19 protein-coding genes are annotated in these 20,197 nt (G+C 68.6%); 9 read left to right on the plus strand and 10 right to left on the minus strand.

All coding sequences use genetic code 11. The annotated features are described in order from the left end of the window. Positions 1-634: 634 nt before the first annotated feature. From OHA25_RS33875 to OHA25_RS33885, 3 genes are all read right to left on the minus strand, one after another. Positions 635-1,465 carry an SDR family oxidoreductase gene (locus OHA25_RS33875; protein ID WP_327580979.1) on the minus strand — a complete coding sequence of 277 codons (831 nt, stop codon included), beginning with the start codon at positions 1,463-1,465 and terminating at the stop codon, positions 635-637. Positions 1,466-1,847: 382 nt separating this feature from the next. Further along, complete coding sequence (locus OHA25_RS33880) at positions 1,848-2,345, minus strand: hypothetical protein (protein WP_327580980.1); 498 nt, start codon at positions 2,343-2,345, stop codon at positions 1,848-1,850. A 273-nt stretch (positions 2,346-2,618) separates the two neighbouring features. After that, a complete protein-coding gene (locus OHA25_RS33885) occupies positions 2,619-3,710 on the minus strand; it encodes a GNAT family N-acetyltransferase (protein WP_327580981.1) in 1,092 nt (363 codons plus the stop codon). Between the two features lie 55 nt (positions 3,711-3,765). Here OHA25_RS33885 and OHA25_RS33890 point away from each other — a divergent pair, with 55 nt between their 5' ends. Both OHA25_RS33890 and arc read left to right on the plus strand, forming a co-directional pair. Continuing rightward, positions 3,766-4,617, plus strand: a complete 852-nt coding sequence (locus OHA25_RS33890) for a tRNA (adenine-N1)-methyltransferase (protein ID WP_305921446.1) — start codon at positions 3,766-3,768, stop codon at positions 4,615-4,617. A 204-nt stretch (positions 4,618-4,821) separates the two neighbouring features. Continuing rightward, positions 4,822-6,585, plus strand: a complete 1,764-nt coding sequence (arc, locus tag OHA25_RS33895; protein ID WP_327580982.1) for a proteasome ATPase — start codon at positions 4,822-4,824, stop codon at positions 6,583-6,585. Between the two features lie 193 nt (positions 6,586-6,778). Here the strand turns inward: arc and OHA25_RS33900 are convergent, their stop codons facing one another. After that, a complete protein-coding gene (locus tag OHA25_RS33900; protein ID WP_327580983.1) occupies positions 6,779-7,111 on the minus strand; it encodes a hypothetical protein in 333 nt (110 codons plus the stop codon). 412 nt (positions 7,112-7,523) lie between these two features. Between OHA25_RS33900 and OHA25_RS33905 the strand changes: the two genes are divergently transcribed. Both OHA25_RS33905 and dop read left to right on the plus strand, forming a co-directional pair. Next, entirely contained in the window at positions 7,524-8,666 is a 1,143-nt protein-coding gene (locus tag OHA25_RS33905; RefSeq protein ID WP_327580984.1) for an acyltransferase family protein, read from the plus strand. An 86-nt stretch (positions 8,667-8,752) separates the two neighbouring features. Further along, complete coding sequence (gene dop, locus OHA25_RS33910) at positions 8,753-10,267, plus strand: depupylase/deamidase Dop (RefSeq protein ID WP_327580985.1); 1,515 nt, start codon at positions 8,753-8,755, stop codon at positions 10,265-10,267. A gap of 4 nt (positions 10,268-10,271) precedes the next feature. Here the strand turns inward: dop and OHA25_RS33915 are convergent, their stop codons facing one another. Continuing rightward, entirely contained in the window at positions 10,272-10,679 is a 408-nt protein-coding gene (locus OHA25_RS33915) for a hypothetical protein (protein ID WP_327580986.1), read from the minus strand. A 146-nt stretch (positions 10,680-10,825) separates the two neighbouring features. Between OHA25_RS33915 and OHA25_RS33920 the strand changes: the two genes are divergently transcribed. Both OHA25_RS33920 and OHA25_RS33925 read left to right on the plus strand, forming a co-directional pair. Then, positions 10,826-11,035 (plus strand): ubiquitin-like protein Pup, encoded by a 210-nt coding sequence (locus OHA25_RS33920; protein ID WP_305921452.1) that lies wholly within the window; start codon positions 10,826-10,828, stop codon positions 11,033-11,035. A 185-nt stretch (positions 11,036-11,220) separates the two neighbouring features. After that, positions 11,221-12,069: an endonuclease VII domain-containing protein gene (locus OHA25_RS33925; protein WP_327580987.1), complete on the plus strand. Its 849-nt coding sequence runs from the start codon at positions 11,221-11,223 to the stop codon at positions 12,067-12,069. Between the two features lie 6 nt (positions 12,070-12,075). Here the strand turns inward: OHA25_RS33925 and OHA25_RS33930 are convergent, their stop codons facing one another. The 5 genes from OHA25_RS33930 to OHA25_RS33950 form a co-directional block, all read right to left on the minus strand. Next, positions 12,076-13,134, minus strand: coding sequence for a DNA polymerase IV (locus OHA25_RS33930; RefSeq protein WP_327580988.1), 1,059 nt, complete (start codon positions 13,132-13,134; stop codon positions 12,076-12,078). Between the two features lie 68 nt (positions 13,135-13,202). Further along, positions 13,203-14,249: an ABC transporter ATP-binding protein gene (locus OHA25_RS33935; RefSeq protein ID WP_327580989.1), complete on the minus strand. Its 1,047-nt coding sequence runs from the start codon at positions 14,247-14,249 to the stop codon at positions 13,203-13,205. Continuing rightward, entirely contained in the window at positions 14,246-15,064 is an 819-nt protein-coding gene (locus OHA25_RS33940; protein ID WP_327580990.1) for a carbohydrate ABC transporter permease, read from the minus strand. The genes OHA25_RS33935 and OHA25_RS33940 overlap by 4 nt, the downstream gene beginning before the upstream one ends. After that, the gene (locus OHA25_RS33945; RefSeq protein ID WP_327580991.1) at positions 15,061-15,987 is read right to left on the minus strand and encodes a carbohydrate ABC transporter permease; all 927 of its coding nucleotides are present in this window, start codon (positions 15,985-15,987) and stop codon (positions 15,061-15,063) included. Before OHA25_RS33945 ends, OHA25_RS33940 begins: the two co-directional genes overlap by 4 nt. Next, the gene (locus tag OHA25_RS33950; RefSeq protein WP_327580992.1) at positions 15,962-17,329 is read right to left on the minus strand and encodes an extracellular solute-binding protein; all 1,368 of its coding nucleotides are present in this window, start codon (positions 17,327-17,329) and stop codon (positions 15,962-15,964) included. Before OHA25_RS33950 ends, OHA25_RS33945 begins: the two co-directional genes overlap by 26 nt. A 286-nt stretch (positions 17,330-17,615) precedes the next feature. Between OHA25_RS33950 and prcB the strand changes: the two genes are divergently transcribed. The 3 genes from prcB to OHA25_RS33965 all read left to right on the plus strand — a co-directional run bounded on the left by prcB (position 17,616) and on the right by OHA25_RS33965 (position 20,117). Then, positions 17,616-18,383, plus strand: coding sequence for a proteasome subunit beta (gene prcB, locus OHA25_RS33955; RefSeq protein ID WP_327580993.1), 768 nt, complete (start codon positions 17,616-17,618; stop codon positions 18,381-18,383). 21 nt (positions 18,384-18,404) lie between these two features. Continuing rightward, positions 18,405-19,193, plus strand: a complete 789-nt coding sequence (gene prcA, locus OHA25_RS33960; protein ID WP_327591079.1) for a proteasome subunit alpha — start codon at positions 18,405-18,407, stop codon at positions 19,191-19,193. A gap of 399 nt (positions 19,194-19,592) precedes the next feature. Beyond that, positions 19,593-20,117: a hypothetical protein gene (locus OHA25_RS33965; RefSeq protein ID WP_327580994.1), complete on the plus strand. Its 525-nt coding sequence runs from the start codon at positions 19,593-19,595 to the stop codon at positions 20,115-20,117. Positions 20,118-20,197: the final 80 nt, after the last annotated feature.

The raw sequence follows: 20,197 nt of genomic DNA on the forward strand, positions 1-20,197 counted from the left end.
CCGGGGACGCGTGCGTTCGAGGGCACGGCGTGGAGGCCTGGTCGCGATGACGCGGCCTCGCGCCGGTCGCGCGTCCCTGGCCAGGCCCAGGTGCGGCATTCGCGGCCTGCCGTCGCGACGCCGGCCCTCGTCGCGACGCCGGCCCGCCGGAGCCGTCGGAGGGGACGGGCGCTGGGGCGGTCGCCGCTCTCGTGAGGAGGCACGCTCGCAGGGGTGCAGCAGGCAGTCAGGGGGCCGAGCCGGCGGAGCTGAAGGGACGCTGACACCGGAGCAGGGCCGTGTTGATGCAGGCGGTGGGGCTGGGCTGCTGGAGGCAGTCTGCGGGTGCAGGAGGCGGCCAATGGTGTGGAGCCGACGGGTGCAGGGGTGCAGGCGGTCGCCGGTGGCGTGCTGGAGGCGGGCACTCGGTGGGATGCGGGCCTGTCGGCTTGGACGGGGTCGGGCGGGGTCGGGACGCGCACCTGGTCGGGACGCGCATGGGGCCAGGGCGCGGACAGGGTCAGGGCGCGGACGGGGTCAGGCGCGGCCGGGGTCGGGACGCGGACAGGGTCGGGACGCGGACGGGGCCAGGGCGCGGACAGGGTCAGGGCGCGGACAGGGTCAGGGCGCGGACGGGGTTGGGACGCGGACGGGGTCAGGGCGCGGACGGGGTCAGGAATGCGTGGGCGCCGCGGAGGTGGGTGCGGAGCCGTCGTTGCGTCGCCGTGCAGTCCAGGCGGACGTCGTACGGCCCGGGCAGGGCCGTGTCGGCGCGGCGGCCGGTGGGCAGGCGCCCGGCGTCGAGGCCGTCCCTGCGGGCGATCAGCACCCCCAGCTCGTGGCGGCTCAGCGCGTCGGTGCCGGCCAGGTGCCACATGCCCGCGTCTCCGCGGACCGCCAGCTCCACGAGCGCCGCCGCGAGGTCGGCGACGTGCACCGGGCACCGGACATCGTCCGTGAACAGAACCCCGTCCCCGCGCCCCGCGGCGAGCGCCCGGACGAACGCCTCGTGTGGGGACCCGCCCCGCCCGATGATCAAGGATGTCCGGGCGATCGCGGCGTCGGGCAGGATGGCCCGCACGGCCGTCTCGGCGGCCGCCTTGGCGGCGCCGTACGGGTTGACCGGGTCCGGCACGCAGGTCTCGTCGTAGCGGGGTGCGGAGCCCGAGAAGACGGCGTCGCTGGAGACGTGCACCAGCCGCCCGCCCGCCGCCGTCACGGCCAGGGCGAGGTGCGCCGCGCCGTCCGCCGTGGCCGTCCAGTCCCGCTGCCGGTACGCCGCGTTGATCGTCACCTCCGGCCGGAAAGCCCTGACGACGGAGGCGGCCTTCGCACGCGAGCGCACGTCCAGAGGCAGCCACGCGACTTCTGGGACCTCCCCGGCCCGGGTCAGGTACGTCGCGCCCACGTCATGACCCGACGCCACGCACAGGCGTACAAGCTCGCCTCCGAGAAAGCCGCTCCCGCCCACGATGAGAATCCGCACGAACACCACCTTCGTCAATACCGCCCCCGGAGACCAGCTTGTTTCTTCGGCCCATCCATGCGCAAATACGACATATCAGGCAAGGGGTGTTCGTGCGGGTGACCGGAACCCTGTCGGAGGCCACCCATGATCGGCTGGCCGAGGGCGGGAGCCCCGGGACTCAGGGGCTCGCCGCCGCGCGGACCGCGGGTCGGGGAGGAGTGGTACGAGGAACATTCCGCCGTCCCCGGGTAAATGCTCCCGCCATTGTAGATAAATCGCCAAATAGCTGAAAAATCATCGGAAAATGTGGGTTGTCGAAACGACCTCACATCCGCATGACCAACGCATTGCCGCCCGGTAACCGGCCACCCCTTTCCCGGTGATCCGGACGCCCTCAACGCTAGGCCGGTCGGAAGGCCCGGATGCCGCGCAGCATCCGTACCGCTGCCTCCAGCCCACTGGCCGCCTCCAGCGCCCGCCCTGCCGCCGTCGCGAACCTGCCCAGCAGATGCTCGTCCGCGTCCCCGAAGCCGCGGCCCGCGACCCACACGAACGTGTGCTCCCGAGCCACCACCGGCACCAGAGTGGCCAGGAACCCCGGCTCGCCCAGAGCCGCGTCCTGAGCCAGCCGCAGCGTGCCCGCCGATAGAGCGAGCTCCTTCAGCACTCCCGATTCCGCCAGCCACCGGCCTATCCGCAGCGGATCCCCGGGTGGGCCGTGCAGGTGGACCGGCAGCGCCTCACGCCGCAGCGGGTCCACCCGCACGAACCCCGCGTAGGCGGTGCCCGCGACGGCGGCGGCGGCGTGCGCCAGCCGTTCGACGAGGTCATCGGCCTGCAGACACGAGAAGTCGGCGACGAGTTCACGCATGGCGACATCGACACGGTTGTACAGCATCGCGATGATCCCTCAAGCGGAGGCGGCGAGATCGCGCGGCCCGGTCGCGCGACTCGAGTGCGGGTGCCCCGACTATCACTCCCGACGAGGCCCTTGACTAGCCCCACATCAGGAAATCCAGATTTTTGCCCATTTCGGTCCTCGGGCGGGACCCGCCGTATGGCCGGCCGGCGAGCCGCCACGACGAGCGCGGTCCCGCCCACGCCAGGTCCGCCACGCCACAGCCGCACCCACGCGACGTGTACGACGGCCGCAGCCGCGCCCACGCGGCGTCTACGACGGGCGCAACCGCGCCCACGCCACGTCGTCGGCCCGCCCGCCGCCCGGCTTCGGGAACAGCTCGCGGTGCACGCCCTCCCTGCGGAAGCCGGCCCGTTCCAGCACCCGGTGCGAGGCCGTGTTCCCCGCCTCGGTCCCGGCCACGATCCGGTGCAGCGCCGTGTTCGCGAACGCCCACTCCACCAGCAGGTCGACCGCCCGCGTCATGAACCCCTTGCCCCGGAACTCCGGCACCAGCGAATAACCGATCATCGCCTGTCCCAGCACCGGCGCCACCTGCGTCAGCTGCACGTGCCCCGCGAACGCCCCGGAGCCCGCGTCCCTGATCGCCACCTCGATCCTCTGCCCGGACGTCCACCAGTATCCGGTGTAGCGGCAGCGCCGCTCGTCGTCCTCCATCGTGCTCGGCGGCCCCACGAAGTAGGCCGCCACGCTCGGCTCGGTCACCATCCGGTGGAAGTCCGCGGCGTCCTCGACGGCCAGGGGTTCGAGCCGCACCACGCCGTCCGACAGCCACCCGTCCTCGAAGAACGGCAGGTACGGCTCCGCCGCCTCCACCACATCGCCCCTCAGCCTGGCGAAGGCCACGAGGTCGGCGTACCGGCCGTCGCGCATCGACCGGGCCTCCCGCTTGCGTCCCTCCTCGCGGAAGCCGCACTTGTAGGCCACCCGCAGGCTCGCCACGTTCTCCACGGCCGCCTGCAGCTCCACCCGGCGTATCCCGTGGTCGAACAGCCAGTCGGTGACGGCCCTGACCGCCCTGGAGGCCACGCCCTTGCCCCGCGCCCACGGCGCCACCATGTAGCCGATCTCGGCCACGTTCCACGGGTCCGGTGGCCGCACGCCGACGGAGCCGGAGTAGCGCCCGTTCTCGATGATCGCGAACTCCGCGCCGCCGCCTTCCCACTTGGCCGCCGCATGGGCGAAGTAGTCGCGCGTGTCCTCGATCCGGTACGGCGACGGCAGGAGCGGCAGGAACCAGGCCGTCACCGGATCGTCGCACGTCTCGACGATCCCCTGGGCGTCGCCTTCCACGGGAGGCCGCAGGATCAGGGGACCGCTGGAGATCACGTCGCGCGGGAGCATCCCCCATAGATACCGTGCGTCCGGACGCGCTCGAAAGCCCTATAACCTTGCGGCCATGGGTTTCCGCAGGCATGGGCCTTTTCAGGCGGGGGATCAGGTGCAGCTCACCGACCCCAAGAACAAGCGCCACACGATCACGCTGAAGCAGGACGGCGTCTTCCACACCCATAAGGGCGCCATCCCGCACAGCGACCTGATCGGGCAACCTGAGGGCTCCGTCGTGCGCTCCTCCGGCGGCACCCAATACCTCGCCTTCCGCCACCTGCTGCAGGACTACACGCTCGCCATGCCGCGCGGCGCGGCCGTCATCTACCCCAAGGACGCCTCGATGATCGTCGGCATGGCCGACATCTTCCCCGGCGCCCGGGTGATCGAGGCCGGAGTAGGCTCGGGCGCGCTGACCTGCTTCCTGCTGCGGGCCGTCGGCCCCGAGGGCCACGTGACCTCCTACGAGCGGCGCGAGGAGTTCGCCGACGTGGCCCGCAAGAACGTCGAGAAGTTCTACGGCGGGCCCATGGACGACAACTGGCGCCTGGTCGTCGGCGACCTGGTCCACTCCATCGACGAGGTCGACGTCGACCGCGTCATCCTCGACATGCTCGCCCCGTGGGAGTGCGTCGACGCCGCCGCGAAGGCGCTCACGCCAGGCGGCGTGATCTGCTGCTACGTCGCCACGACCACGCAGATGTCCAAGACGGTCGAGACGATCCGCGATCACGGGTGTTTCACCGAGCCGCATGCGTGGGAGACCCTGGTTCGCGACTGGCATGTCGAAGGGCTCGCGGTAAGACCCGATCATCGGATGATCGGCCACACGGGCTTCCTCGTCACCGCCCGCCGCATGGCGGACGGGGTGACGCCCCCGCCGCGACGCCGTCGACCGAAGGGGACCACTGAAGAACTATGACAATTTGGCCACGAGGGTGCGTTCGTGCGTGACACGGGAACAGATTGCCGTGTTCCTATGCTGGGAGTATTAAACGCACTATTGAGGATTATTCACCGAACACTGAATGTCACTCTACGAACACTGCCCGGCCAGGTTACGGAGGGGCCCGAGATAGGTAAGGTCCTAAGTAGTCGCCCTCGACTGGGAAGGAGGTGACGGGGCGTGGCAGCTCGCGATGATGCTGAGGCTCGAGCCGCGCAGCGCGAACGGGAGGTCGCTGATCTTTCAACACAGGTCTCCTTCCTCCAGGAGGAGATCACCGCGCTGAGGCGGAAGCTGGCCGAGTCACCCCGTCAGGCCAGGGTCCTCGAAGAACGTCTCCATGAGGCACAGGCGAACCTCGCGGCCGTGACCGGCCAGAACGAACGCCTGGTGGCCACACTCAAGGAGGCCAGGGACCAAATCGTCGCTCTCAAGGAGGAGGTCGACCGGCTGGCGCAGCCGCCATCCGGCTTCGGCACCTTCCTCGAGGCCAGAGAAGACGGCACGATCGAGGTGTTCACCGGCGGCCGCAAGCTGCGGGTGAACGTCAGCCCCGCCGTCGACATCGACTCGCTGCGGCGTGGCCAGGAGGTCATGCTCAACGAGGCGCTCAACGTGGTCGAAGCACTCGGCTACGAAGAGGTCGGCGAGATCGTGATGCTCAAAGAACTGCTCGACGAGGGCAAGCGGGCCCTGGTCATCTCGCACGCCGACGAAGAGCGTGTCGTGCGTCTGGCTGAATCGCTGGTCGGCCAGCCCATCAGGGCCGGCGACTCGCTCCTGCTCGAACCTCGCTCCGGCTACGTCTACGAGCGCATACCCAAGTCCGAAGTCGAAGAGCTCGTGCTCGAAGAGGTCCCCGACATCTCCTACGAGGAGATCGGCGGCCTCAGCAGGCAGATCGAGCAGATCAGGGACGCCATCGAGCTGCCCTACCTGCACGCCGACCTGTTCCGCGAGCACAAGCTGCGGCCCCCCAAGGGCGTGCTGCTTTACGGCCCGCCCGGCTGCGGCAAGACGCTCATCGCCAAGGCCGTCGCCAACTCCCTGGCCAAGCAGGTCGCGGAGAAGACCGGCCAGTCAGGCAAGAGCTTCTTCCTCAACATCAAGGGCCCGGAGCTGCTCAACAAGTACGTCGGCGAGACCGAGCGGCACATCCGCCTGGTCTTCCAGCGGGCCCGTGAGAAGGCCTCAGAGGGCACCCCGGTGATCGTGTTCTTCGACGAGATGGACTCGATCTTCCGCACCCGCGGCTCCGGCGTGTCGTCCGACGTGGAAAACACCATCGTCCCCCAGCTGCTGTCGGAGATCGACGGCGTCGAGGGCCTGGAGAACGTCATCGTCATCGGCGCCTCCAACCGCGAGGACATGATCGACCCGGCGATCCTGCGGCCCGGCCGCCTGGACGTCAAGATCAAGATCGAGCGGCCGGACGCCGAGGCGGCCAAGGACATCTTCTCCAAGTACCTGGTCGCCGACCTGCCGCTGCACCCCGAAGACCTCTCGGAGCACAGCGGGTCTCGCGAGGCCACGATCGGCGGCATGATCCAGAGCGTCGTCGAGCGGATGTACACCGAGAGCGAGGAAAACCGCTTCCTCGAGGTGACCTACGCCAACGGCGACAAGGAAGTCCTCTACTTCAAGGACTTCAACTCCGGAGCGATGATCCAGAACATCGTCGACCGGGGCAAGAAGATGGCCATCAAGCAGTTCCTCGAAAGCGGCCAGAAGGGCCTGCGGGTGCAGCACCTGCTCACGGCCTGCGTGGACGAGTTCTCCGAGAACGAGGACCTGCCCAACACCACCAACCCCGACGACTGGGCCCGCATCTCCGGCAAGAAGGGCGAGCGGATCGTCTACATCCGCACGCTCGTCTCCGGCAAGCAGGGCACCGAGGCCGGCCGTTCCATCGACACCGTCGCCAACACCGGTCAATACCTGTAACACCACACGAGAGCGGGAGGGCCGGGCGGCCCTCCCGCTCTCGTGTTTCCCACGGCCGTCCCGACCCGGCGAACGCGCCTGACCACCGGCACCCCGCCTACCGGCCCACGCCCGTTCACACCCTGCCCCGGCCTGACAGGCACGCAGGCCGTGCACGTCAAGGACGAGAGCGGCCGCATGGGGGACGGCGGCTTCACCAGCGCTTGGCGGCGGCTACGCCGGTCACCTGCCCGCCCATCGGCCCGGCCGCGTCCCGGTCGTCTGCGCCGGCGCCGGCAACCATGGGATCTCCGTCGTTTCCGTCGCCTCCGGCGCGCGCGAGTCCGGCGAGCCGTGCGCCGTCTACGTCAGCCAGGGCGTCCCCGAGGCGTTCGCGCGGAGCTGCGCGCGCCCGGGGGTGCGGCGCGACGGCGACGACTACGGGGCCGCCATGGCCGCCCGGGTAGCGGGCCGCGCACGAGCGCGGGTGGCGGCTCGTCGCCGACAGCTCGTGGGAGGGCCACACCGAGGTGCCGCTGGACGTCATGCGCGGGTATACGGCCCTGTTCGACGAACTCGCCGTCGCGCACCTGCTCCGCTCCGACGCCATTCGTCGCCGGCGGCCACGATCACCCGATCGCCGCCTCCGTCGTGGACCGGCAGGACCCTGGCGAGCCAGGCACCGCCTCCTGACGCGCCTCGCCGACCTCACCATCACTGACGGCCAGGCCGAGGCGACCGCCCGGCGGCCCGCCGGCCACGGCGCCGCTCTGTCGACTGCGGCGCCGCTCTGTCGGCCAGCCGCTCTGTCGGCCACGGCGCCGGCGGAGCCGCAGGCCTGCTCTCCCTCGGTCCTTCAGGTCGCACCGCTCTCGGCCTCGGCGCCGCCTCGCGCGTGTTGCTCGTGGGAACAGAGGGGCGAATGGAACCAAAGTGACCTTATTTCCGTCAAAGATGGCGTGCATTCCCCCAACCGGCCCAAACACGCTCGGGAGAACGGCCGGTTGGCCGAACTCGACCTCCTGCGCTTCGTCGCCGCTCTGGCCGTCGTCGCCTTCCACTACCTGGTCGCCTTCGCCTCCGTCTGGGGCGACCGGCCCGCCGAGCTGTTCCCCGCGCTCGCGCCGTTCGCCGGGCTCGGCATCCTCGGCGTCGAACTGTTCTTCATCATCAGCGGGTTCGTCATCCTCATGACCGTCTGGGGGCGCGGCCTGGGCGCGTTCGCCCGCTCCCGGCTCGTCCGCCTCTACCCGGCGTACTGGCTCAGCCTCGGCGCCGTCGCCGCCCTCTACGGGCTCACCGGCATCAAAGTGCTCGACCCAAAACTTTCCCCAGGCGAATACCTGGTGAACGCCACCATGTTCCAGCGGTTGTTCAAGATCACCGATGCCAGCGGCGTCTACTGGTCGCTGTGGGCCGAACTCCGCTTCTACCTGCTGATGGCGATCCTCGTGATCATCGGCGTCACGTACGGGCGCGTCCTGGCCTTCGCCGGCCTCTGGCTGGCCGCCGCCCTGGCGGTCAAAGTGCTCGGGTACGCCGGGATTCTCGACAATCCGGTCCTCGATGAGATCGTCATGCCCGACTACGCCCCCTACTTCGTCGCCGGCATGAGCCTGTACCTCGTTCGCCAACACGGCAGTTCCTGGCTGCCCTGGCTCTACGTCGCCGCCGCGTACGGCATGTCGATCGACTCCGCGCTCGCCCGCGTCCACCGGCGCATCGACGCCGCCGGGTTCAAGAACATGCCCGTCACCGACACCAGCGTCATCATCACCATCACCGTGATCTTCGCGGTGATGGCGCTCGCGGCGCTCGGCGTTCTACGCCTCAAACCCTCCAAAACGCTCACCGCGCTCGGAGGCACCACATACCCTCTTTACCTGTTCCATGGGGTCGTCGCCGCCGTCCTCATTCCCGCGCTCACCGGCGACCTGCCCCCCTGGGCCGTCGCCGTCATCGCCACGCTGACGGCCATCCTGCTGTCGTACCTGGTCTACTCCTTTGCCGAACGCCCCATCCAGCGGCTACTCAAGCCCCGCAGAACCACACAAACCCCAACAGCTCCGGCCGTACAGGTGGAAAAGGCGTCGGTGCCATAACTCTGTGACCCTGGGGCACTGTGAAGGGCATAGGCTCGGGCATATAAACGGCGGATAGACAGATCCGGACGAACAGAGGGTGTTGCATGACGGTGCGTCGGGTGATGGGCATCGAGACCGAGTACGGCATCTCCGTACCCGGCCAGCCAGGCGCCAACGCGATGGTGACCTCCTCACAGGTCGTGAACGCCTACCTGGCCGCCTCGGCGGCCCGCGCGCGCAGGGCACGATGGGACTTCGAAGAAGAAAACCCGCTGCGCGACGCGCGCGGTTTCGACCTCGCCAGAGAGGTCGCCGACCCCACCCAGCTCACCGACGAAGACCTCGGGCTGGCCAACGTCATCCTCACCAACGGCGCCCGGCTCTACGTCGACCACGCCCACCCCGAATACTCCTCGCCCGAATGCACCAACCCCCGGGCAGCCGTCATCTGGGACAAAGCCGGAGAACGCGTCATGTACGACGCCGCCACCCGCGCCTCCGCCATCCCCTCCAACGCGCCCATCCAGCTCTACAAGAACAACACCGACGCCAAAGGCGCCTCCTACGGCTGCCACGAGAACTACCTCATGCGGCGCGCCACCCCTTTCGCCGACATCGTCCGCCACCTCACCCCCTTCTTCGTCTCCCGCCAAGTCGTCGTCGGCGCCGGCAAAGTCGGCATCGGCCAGGACTCCCGCGGCGAAGGCTTCCAGATCAGCCAGCGCGCCGACTTCTTCGAAGTCGAAGTCGGCCTCGAGACCACGCTCAAGCGGCCCATCATCAACACCCGCGACGAGCCCCACGCCGACCCCGAGAAATACCGGCGCCTCCACGTGATCATCGGCGACGCCAACATGTCGGAGATCTCCACCTACCTCAAGCTCGGCTCCACCGCGCTCGTGCTGGCAATGATCGAAGAAGGCTTCCTCACCCGCGACCTGGCTGTTGAAAGCCCCGTACAGGCGCTCCGGGCCGTCTCCCACGACCCCAGCTGCAAGTACGAGATCCCCATGCGCGACGGACGCAAGCTCACCGCCATCCAGCTCCAGATGGAATACCTCGAGCAGGCCCGCAAATACGTCGAAGAACGCGGCACCGCCCAGGACGAGATGAACAAGGACATCCTCGACCGCTGGGAATCCGTCCTCACCCGCCTCGCCGAAGACCCCATGCAGCTCTCCCGCGAGCTCGACTGGGTCGCCAAACTCGAACTCCTCGAGGGCTACCGCAGCCGCGACGGCCTCGCCTGGTCCCACCCCAGGCTCCAGCTCGTCGACCTCCAATACTCCGACATCCGGCCCGAGCGCGGCCTCTACAACCGGCTCGTCGCCCGCGGCCGCATGCAACGCCTCGTCACCGAAGACGAAGTCCAGCGGGCCGTGGAAAGCCCCCCGAACGACACCCGCGCCTACTTCCGCGGCCGGTGCCTGAGCCAATACAGCGAATCCGTCGCCGCCGCCTCCTGGGACTCCGTCATCTTCGACATCCCCGGCCGCGAATCGCTGCAGCGGGTGCCCACCTTGGAGCCCCTGCGGGGCACCAAGGCCCACGTGGGTGAGCTGTTCGACCGGTGCAGGACCGCTGCGGACCTCGTCGCGGCACTCACCGGCGGAGACTGACCCCTTACAGCAGCAGGCCGATCCCCAGCGTCAGCGTGCCCGCCGCCAGGCACGCGCCGCCGGCGAACGTCAGCCAGATCAGCCTGCTCGGCTTCGTGTCGCTCGGGCGCACCACCGACAGGAAGAAACCCAGCGGCATCAAGATGGGCGCTGCCACGATCAGCGTGCGCGTCAGCGCCTTCACGCCCTCAGGCAGGCTCGCCTGGTCCACGTACAGCATCGCCACCAGGCTGAACAGGACCAGGACGCCCGCATGCGCGTGGCCGGCCCGCCACAGGCCGCGGCGGACCGGGTTGTCCAGGTAGCCCGGGACGTTGCGCATGAGGAACTTGAGCAACGTGATGCCGCCGAAGGCCACGCCCGGGACTGTGATGAGGAGCACACCTGCGGTGCTCAGGGACGAAGGGGACATCCCAACCTCCTTGTGGGTACGGCATCCCAGTATTGGATAGGATGACTATCTAGTCAAGCTCGCAAGATCGCTGGGCGATCGGCGCGAAATGTCGGCTGGTTCGGGGAAGATATGCCTAGAGGCAGTCCCCCAAGTGGAGGTAGGACATGGCTACCAAGGACACCGGCGGTCAGAAGCAGACCGGGAAGCGTGAGGCCGAGGTCGAGGAGACCCAGGCTGCGGAGGCGTCTGACGTTCAGGAGCGGCAGGAGAAGCTCACTGACGATGTCGACGCGATTCTGGACGAAATAGACGAAGTTCTCGAAGAGAACGCAGAGGAATTTGTGCGCTCTTACGTCCAAAAGGGCGGAGAGTAGGGCAAAACGGACACGCGAAAGGGGTAAATCGGGTGGAAACGCCGGACGGAGTAAAGCAGTGCCCGGACTGTGGGGAGACTAAGGCAGTCTCTGAGTTCGGGCGCAATAAGCGTATGGCTGATGGGCTTGCGCGGTATTGCAAGGGCTGCTTCAGGAGGCGTTCCACTCAGAGTTACCGCAAGCGCATGGGTGAGCAAGGGAAAACCGTGCGCGATCGGGTTCAGGTTCCTGATGGGCATAAGTACTGCGCCCGATGCGCGGAGATAAAGCCCAAGGCCGAGTTCGGCAGCAATAGGGCTAGCAAGGATGGGGTGACCACCTACTGCAAGCCGTGTCATGCTGTCGTGACTCGCGAGAACAAGGTCAAGAAATACGGCAGTGAGCGGAACTATCTGCTCCAATACCGTTACGGCATCACCGAGGACGACTTTGAGCGCATGCTCGCCCAGCAGGGCGGGCTCTGCGCCATCTGCCGGGCCGTGCCGGGCACGTTCGTCGACCACAGTCACGCGACCGGGCAGGTCCGGGGCGTTCTCTGTTTCAACTGCAACAACGGGCTCGGCCACTTCGGCGACAACACGGTGCTGCTGGAGTTGGCCGCGCTCTATCTGGACGGGGAGGTTCTCTGGCCGGATTTCGTCATTCTGCCGGAGCAGCGTGACGGCGGTTCTGTGGCGCGGACGCGGACTTATCACCTGTCGCAGCGTTATCGGATGCGGCATGAGGACGTCGAGAAGATGGTCGCGGCGCAGCACGGCTTGTGTGTGGTGTGCTGGGATCGGCCGCCGGAGCATGTGGATCATTGTCATCGGACCGGTGATGTGCGGCATGCGTTGTGTTTGCCGTGCAATACCGGGATCGGGCAGTTCAGGGATGATCCGGCGGTGGTGTGGCGGGCGCTTTCGTATGTCGAGGCGGTCTCGCCGGATGATTTCGAGGAGGTGGCGGTCTCCGAGGAGGAGTTGGCGGAGTTGTTCCGGTCGGAGGAGGAGCCTCGTGCTGATTTCTATTCGCGGGCGACCCGGGTGGGTTGAGCCCGGTTATGTCTCCGGCATGGTGTAGTCGACTCCTACGCCGAGGAGGCGTACGGGGCGGTTGAGGTCGAAGCGGCCGAGGATGGCGACTGCCGTGCGGGACAGGGTGTCCGGGTCGGTGGTGGGGGTGGGGAGCTTCGACTGGCGGGTGCGGGTGAGGAACGGGGTGAAGCGGACCTTGACGGAGACGCGGATCACTTCGCGGCCTGCGGTGGCGGCGTCGTGGGCGACGTGTTCGGCGAGGGCGGCGACGTGGCGGGTGATCTCGGCCGGGTCGGTGAGGTCGTGGGGGAAGGTGGTTTCGCGGCTGTGGCCGCGGGCGATCCAGGGTGTGGTGACGACTTCGGCTTCGCCTTTGCCGAGGGCGAGGTAGCGCAGCCACGGGCCGTTGGTGGGGCCGAAGGCGCGGGCGAGTGCGGCGGGGTCGGCGGCGGCGAGGTCGGCGACGGTGTGCAGGCCGAGGGCGGCGAGTTTCTTGGAGATTTTGGCGCCGATGCCCCAGAGGGCGTCGGTGGGGCGGGCGTACATGATCTCGGCCCAGTTGTCGCTGGTGAGGCGGTAGATCCCGGCGGGTTTGGCGAAGCCGGAGGCGAGTTTGGCCTGGTTTTTGTTGTCGCCGATGCCGACGGAGCAGGACAGGTCGGTGCGGGCGCGCACGGCGTGCTGGAGGTCGGCGGCGAGGGCTTCGGGGTCGGCGGTGGCGGCGCCGATGAAGGCTTCGTCCCAGCCCCAGACTTCGACGCGGACGGGGAATTCGCGGAGCACGGCCATGACGCGTGCTGAGGCTGCTTCGTAGGCGGGTGGGTCGCTGGGGAGGAAGATCGCGTTGGGGCAGCGTCTGAGGGCGGTGCGCAGCGGCATGCCGGAGTGGATGCCGTGCTCGCGGGCTTCGTAGGTGGCGGTGGCGGCGACGGTGCGGGGTTGGGTGGGGTCGCCGCTGCCGCCGACGACGACGGGTTTGCCGCGGAGTTCGGGGTGGCGGAGGATTTCGACGGCGGCGATGAACTGGTCCAGGTCGACGTGCAGGATCCAGTCCCTGGCGGGGCTGGATGGCCTGGTGGTCATGTTGTCCAGTATGGCCGGGTGCGGGGCGGAGGGCCCCGTTGCGCCGCTTTCAGACGGCCTGGTGGTTCTCAACTGGTGTGGAGTGTCTCGTCGCGGTAGATGAGGCTGCGGCGCGGCACGGCCCAGGCTGGGGTGCCGGTGGGTGGTTCGTCGCCTTCGGGGACGACCAGTTGGATGAGGGTTTCCGGGGTTTCGAGGGTGACGAGGGTGTGGGTGCCGAGGTTTTCCAGGACGGAGACCGTGCCGGGGAAGGCGTCGGGGCGTGGGGTGGGGGACAGGTGTATGTATTCGGGGCGTACGCCGTAGGTGATGTGGTCGCCGGGGGCGAGGCCGGGCGGGACGGGGAAGGTGGCGCCGGCGACGTGGAGGGCGGCGGGGGTGACGTCGGCGGGGAGGAGGTTCATGGGGGTGGAGCCGATGAAGGAGGCGACGAAGGTGGTGCCGGGGCGGTGGAAGATGTCGGCGGGGGTGCCGACCTGGATCATGCGGCCGTGGGACATGACGGCGATGCGGTCGGCGAGGGCGAGTGCTTCGGCCTGGTCGTGGGTGACGAAGACGGTGGTGACGGCGAGTTCGCGTTGCAGCCGTTTGAGGAAGGTGCGGGCTTCGAGGCGGAGGCGGGCGTCGAGGTTGGACAGGGGCTCGTCGAAGAGGAAGGCGGCGGGGTGGCAGGCGATGGCGCGGGCGAGGGCGACGCGTTGTTGCTGGCCGCCGGACAGTTCGCCGGGGCGGCGGTGGAGGAGTTGGGTGAGGCTGAGCCGGGCGGCGACTTCGGCGGCTTTGGCGGTGCGCTGGGCGCGGGGGACCTTTTTGATGCGCAGGGGGTAGGCGATGTTGGCGGTGACGTCCATGTGGGGGAAGATCGCGTAGTCCTGGAAGACCATGGCGACGTCGCGGTCGCCGGGCGGGTGGGCGGTGACGTCTCTGCCGTCGATGCGGACGCTGCCGGCGGTGGGGGTTTCGAGGCCGGCGATGGTGCGCAGGAGGGTGGTCTTGCCGCAGCCGGAGGGGCCGAGGAGGGCGAAGAACTCGCCGTCGGCGATGGTGAGCTCGATGCCGTCGAGGGCGCGCACCCCGCCGGGGAAGATCTTGGTGAGGCCGTGAAGAGAGATCACCGTTTGATCCCTCCGTGGAAGCGGAAGCCGTACCGCTGGGAGACGAACAGGTACATGACGACGACGGGCAGCGAGTACAGCAGGGAGAAGGTGGAGATGAGGTCGAGTCTGGGGGCGCCGCCTTCGGTGTAGAGGGTGTAGAGGATGACGGAGCCGGGGGCTTTTTCCGGGTCGCGCAGCAGGATGAACTGGAACAGGAAGCCGCCCCAGACGCTGGCGAGGGCCCAGACGGCGATGGTGGCGAGGCCCGGCCGGACCAGGGGGATGACGATGTGGCGCAGGATCTGCAGGGGTGAGGCGCCGAAGACGCGGGCGGACTCCTCGTAGGAGGTGGGCGTCTCGTCCATGAAGTCCTTCAGGATGAAGATCGCGGCGGGCAGGAGGCCGCCGGAGACGACGAGGATGACGCCGAGGTGGGTGTCGATGAGGTCGAGCCGGGTGGCGAGTTCGAAGATGGGCACCATGGCGGCGGTGCCGGTGACGACGGACGACAGCAGCAGGAGCAGGTAGAGCAGCGCGTCGCGGCCGGGTACGCGGACTCGGGACAGGGCGTAGGCGGCGAGGGCGGCGAGGGCGACGACGAGCGCGGCGGCGCCGCCGCCTTGGATGAGGGAGTTGCCGATGGAGCCGAGCGCGTAGGGGTTGTCGAGGATGGCGGCGAAGTTGCGCAGTGTGAACTCGGGGATCGATGTGGTGATGGTGGGGGTGTCGTCGAAGGGGGCGCTGGCCAGCCAGAGCATGGGGAGGGCGAAGAAGGCCAGGACGACGGCGATGAAGACGGTGGCGGCGAGGCGGCCGACGACGTGGCGGATCATGCGGGTGGTCCTCCGGCGGCGGCGACCTCCTGCTGGCGGCGCTGGCCGCGCAGCAGCCGCAGGTAGGCCAGGGCGAAGAGGAGGTTGATGAGCAGGATGAGGAAGGAGATGGCGGCGCCGGCGCCGAGCTGGCCGTCTCTGAGCGCGACGCGGTAGACGTACACGGGCAGGATCTCCGAGCGGCCTTCGGGGCCGCCGCCGGTGAGGACGAACGGCGTGAAGTCGTTGAACGTCCACAGGCTGATGAGCAGCAGGTTGGTCAGGATGTGCCGGCGGATGCGGGGGAAGACGACGTCGCGCAGCTGCTGCGGCACGCTGGCGCCGGCCAGGAGGGCGGTCTCCAGGTGTGAGGGGGGCACGTTCTCGAGTGCGGCCGCGTACAACATCATGGAGAACGCGGTGCCGCGCCACACGTTGAAGATGATGATCGACAGCAGCGGGTAGTCGAGCAGCCAGGCGAATCCGGGGGTGTGCAGCAGCGCGTTGAGTGTTCCTTCGTCGCGGTCGAGCAGCGCGAACCACAGGAAGCCGACGACGGTGCTGGGCAGGATCCACGACAGCAGCACGACGCCTTCGACGAGGCGGCGCACGGGGCCGGTGCGGGCGCGCAGGATCCAGGCCAGGGTGAAGCCGAGCCCGGCCTGGCCGATGATGGCCGAGCCGCCGACGTACAGGACGGTCAGCCACAGCGAGGTGAGGAAGCGGGGGTCGTCGAGCGCGCCGGTGTAGTTGTCCAGGCCGACGACCTGCGGGTTGGCCGCGGCCAGGCCGGTGAGCCGGTAGTCGGTCAGCCCGAGGTAGATGGTCCACAGCGCGGGGAAGACGAGGAAGACGGCGATGAGGACGACGGCGGGCAGGACGAACGTGATGGCTCTGCCCTTGCCCAGTCCGGCGGCGTCAGCCGCCGACGTTGGCCGCGCCACCGACCACTTCCTCCAGTTTGGTCTGGTAGGCGGCGGCCGCCTCGCCGGCGCTCTTGCCGCTGACGACGGCGGCAGTGGCCTCCTGCAGAGCGGTCGACACCTGCGGGTAGACGGCCAGTCCCGGCCGGTAGGCGGTGAGGGGCAGCACCTCGTCGGCGATGTACTTGAGCATCGGGTCGGCGGTGAGCACCTCGCTGTTGACGTCGGTGCGGGAGCTGATGCGCACCTGGCCGGCCAGCTGCGACTTCGTCGCCTCGGCGGAGTGCATGAAGGCGAGCAGGTCCCAGGCGAGCTTGGGGTTCTTGGAGAACGGGTTGAGCACGCGTACGGCGCCGCCTGACATGCTGACGTGATCCTGGCTGCGGATGCCGCCGCCGGGCTGCTTGGCGGGGATCTTGGTGTAGCCGACGACCTGGTCGCGGTCCTTCATGGGCGCGACGCCGGCGTTGGGCTCGACGACGGAGCGCCAGAAGTAGTCGCTCTCGGCCAGGATGCCGATCTTGCCTTGCGCGAATTGGGCGAAGGACTTGTCGCGGCCCTTGGCCTCCTGCTGGAGTTTGGGGTCGCCGAGGCCGCTGCCTCCGTAGATCTGCTGGTAGAAGCCGAGCACGTCCTTGACGGCCTGCGAGTCGCCGGCCCACTTGCCGGCGGCGTAGATCTCGGAGCCGGCGCCGGCCAGCAGCGGGAGCACGCCTTGCATGGTGGTGGCCTCGCCCATGGCGGTGCCGGCGTTGATCTGGATGGGGACGGGCACGCCGGCGGCCTTGAGCTTGTTGCCGGCGTCGATGATGTCCTGCCAGCTCTTGGGCTCCCATGTCTCGGGCAGCCCGGCCTTGGCGAACAGGGTCTTGTTGTAGAACAGGACGCGGCCGTCGGTGCCTTGCGGCAGACCGTACTTCTTGCCGTCGAAGATGCCCAGCCCTTGGACGGCCTGCGGGATCTGCGACCAGCCCTCCCACTGCTCGACGCCGGGCCCGCCGACGTCGGTCAGCGGCTTGATGTAGCCGGCCTGGGCGAACTCGCCCACCCAGATGCCGTCGACGTCGATGACGTCGGCGCCGGCCTTCGACTTGAGGTCGAGGGCGATCTTCGTCTTGTACTGCTCGTCGTCGACGCCGCTGGGCTGGAACAGCACTTTGACGTTCTGGTGGGTCTTCTCGAACTCGGGGATCACCCAGTTCTTGATCCAGGTGGCCGACTCGGAGTTCTTACCGCCCTGGATGGAGTTGGCGGCGATGGTGAGGGTGATGCTCCCCGGGCTGGTTTCGGTGCCCGTGCCGCAGGAGGTGAGGACGAGGACGGCGGTGGCGGCGATCACCGCAGGTCGGCTGGGGAATCGCATGTCGGCCTCCTGTGCAGGACGTGCAGACATACCGACAATCGCATGGGCCGTGGGCGGCGTAAAGAAACGATCTGGATACGAGGCCCGGCGTTTTCGGGGGTCACGCAGGGGAGGGGTTCGCCGTGAGCTGATCGTGGGAAGTGCAGACAGCAGCACAACATGAGTAGGGTCGCCCTAGGAACACTGACGTTTGGGAGGGAGTCGCGTGGCATCGCACAGGGATCTGCCCGCCGGCTTGGTGGACCATCTTTTCCGTAACACCGGGAGCTCTTCGTTCACGGAGTTCATGAGCTCGTATGCGCCGGAGTTGCTGCCGCTGCGGGATGAGGTTCTGGCCACTCCGATCGGCGACCAGGTTCCGCACGCGACCACGATCGTGGCCGCCACCTTCGCCGGTGGCGTGGTCATGGCGGGCGACCGGCGGGCGACGTCGGGCAACATCATCTCGCAGCGTGACGTGGAGAAGGTGTTCCGCGCCGATGAATACTCGTGCATGGGCATCGCGGGCACGGCCAGCACGGGCATCGAGTTCGCCCGGTTGTTCCGCGTGGAGCTGGAGCACTACGAAAAGCTCGAGGGCCTGGGCATGTCGGTGAAGGGCAAGGCCAACCGGCTGGCCACCATGATCAGGGGCAACCTGGCCATGGCCATGCAGGGGCTGGTGGTGGTGCCGCTGTTCGCCGCCTACGACCCGGACAAGGACGAGGGGCGCATCTTCAGCTACGACGTGGCGGGCGGGCCTTACGAGCGTGAGAGGTTCGACGCGATCGGCTCGGGCTCGATCTTCGCCCGCGGGTCGCTGAAGAAGCTCTACCGCGACGGCGCGTCGGCGGACGACATGGCGATGACGCTGATTCAGGCGCTTTATGACGCGGCCGACGACGACTCCGCGACCGGCGGTCCTGACGTGACGAGGAAGATCTGGCCGATCGTGGCGGTGATCGACGCCGATGGTTTCCGCCGGCTGAGCGAGGAGCAGATCTCCGGCTACGTCGACCAGATGCTGGAAGCCCGCCTGATCTCGCCCGACGGCCCCATCGCCCCGCTGCGCTAGAAAGGACCACCGCCTGTGTCCATGCCTTTTGGATATGCGTCCCCTGAGCAGATCATGCGGGACAAGGCCGACTACGCGCGCAAGGGCATCGCGCGGGGCCGTTCCGTCGTCGTGCTGCAGTATGTCGACGGGTTGTTGTTCGTGGCGCCCAACCCGTCGCGGGCGCTGCACAAGATCAGCGAGATCTACGACCGCATCGGGTTCGCGGCCGTGGGCCGCTACAACGAGTTCGAGGAGCTGCGGCGCGGCGGCATCCGCTACGCCGACATCAACGGCTTCACCTATGACCGCACCGACGTGACCGGCCGCGGCCTGGCCAACCTCTATGCCTCCAATCTGGGCCGCATCTTCACCGAGTCGATCAAGTCGCTGGAGGTGGAGGTCGTGATCGCCGAGGTGGGTGAGACCCCGGAGAGCGATGCGATCTACCGGTTGACGTTCGACGGGTCGGTGTTCGACGAGCACGGTTTCGCGGCCATGGGAGGCCAGGCGGAGGCGGTGGTCAGCCGGCTGAAGGAGCGTTACCGGGAGTCGATGTCGCTGGCCGACGCGCTGGAGGTGGCCCTGCAGGCGCTGACGGAGCCCGGTGGGGAGCGGCCGCCGGTGGGGCAGCTGGAGGTGGCGGTGCTGGACCGCAACCGGGAGCACCGTAAGTTCCTGCGGCTGACGGGCGCGCGCCTGGAGCGTCTCCTGGCTCAGACCTCTGCCACCCCGCCTCCGTCCGAGCCGCCGCTCACGGCCCCGTCTTCCGACACCCCGCCTCCCACCGGCCCCGAAGGGCCCGTGGACGACGGCTCCTCGCCTCTGTAGGTTCTCTCCCGGCTTCCCCCGGGGCCGTCGCTCGATCGGCGGTTCCCGGGCGGATGGCAGGGCCGTGCTCGGCCATCCGCCGATCCCCCGGCAGGGGTGCGCGGGGGCTGGACGGCGGCTCGGCGCGGATGTGTGCTGGGCGGTCGGCCCTCCGGCCTTCATCGGACGGCGGCTCGTGGACGACGGCTCGTCGCCTTGTAGTCCTCCTGACGTCCCCCTATGGCTGCTCTCCGGTCCGCGGCCCACGCGCCCCGGGTCTGGAGCTGTGGGAGCGGTGTGCTGAGCGGGTGAGGGCCGCAGGGGGCGCGGCATGTGCCGGACGCCGCGCCGGCCGGCGATGTGATCTGTATCACCCTGATGTGCCCGAACCGGCTGGCGTGATCGAGGATCTCAGAATCCGTGAACACTTCCCTGCGGGCCCTCGTGGCCGGCGGCGCGGCCGCTGCGGTGATGCTGACGTCGGGCGTGGCCGCCCACGCCGCCACCGCGTACCCGGACTACAAGGCGCCCAAGACCTTCGGCACCTCGTTCCAGCCCGACCCGAAGCATGACTTCACCAAGGGCATCCACTCCCGCCACGACGGCATCCTGCGCGGCTGGATCACCCACGTGCGAGGCGGCGTGGCCGAGTACGAGCCGATCAAGTGGAAGAAGGGCACCCACACCGAAGGGCACTTCGTGGGGCCGCCTGAGGGCGACGCGACGGCGTACGCCTCGCCCATCGCCAAGGACGTGCTGTTCCTGTCCGCGTACGGCTGCAAGGTGTCGATGGGGGATCTGACCGTGAGCAGCAAGACCGGCCTGGGCAGCAAGAAGTGCTCCAGGACCACGCTGATCAAGCGGCACGGCCGCACGCCGGTGCCCGCGCTCATCACCGTGCACAAGAGCAGGATCGTCAAGGTTCAGGAGATCTATACGCCCTGACGCGCACGCCTGCGAGCACCCGCGCCCCGTGGGGGCGGGCGCGGGATGAGGCGGGCCGTGCGCGCGCGGCGGAAAACACC

This window comes from Nonomuraea sp. NBC_00507, assembly GCF_036013525.1.
GTDB lineage: Bacteria > Actinomycetota > Actinomycetes > Streptosporangiales > Streptosporangiaceae > Nonomuraea.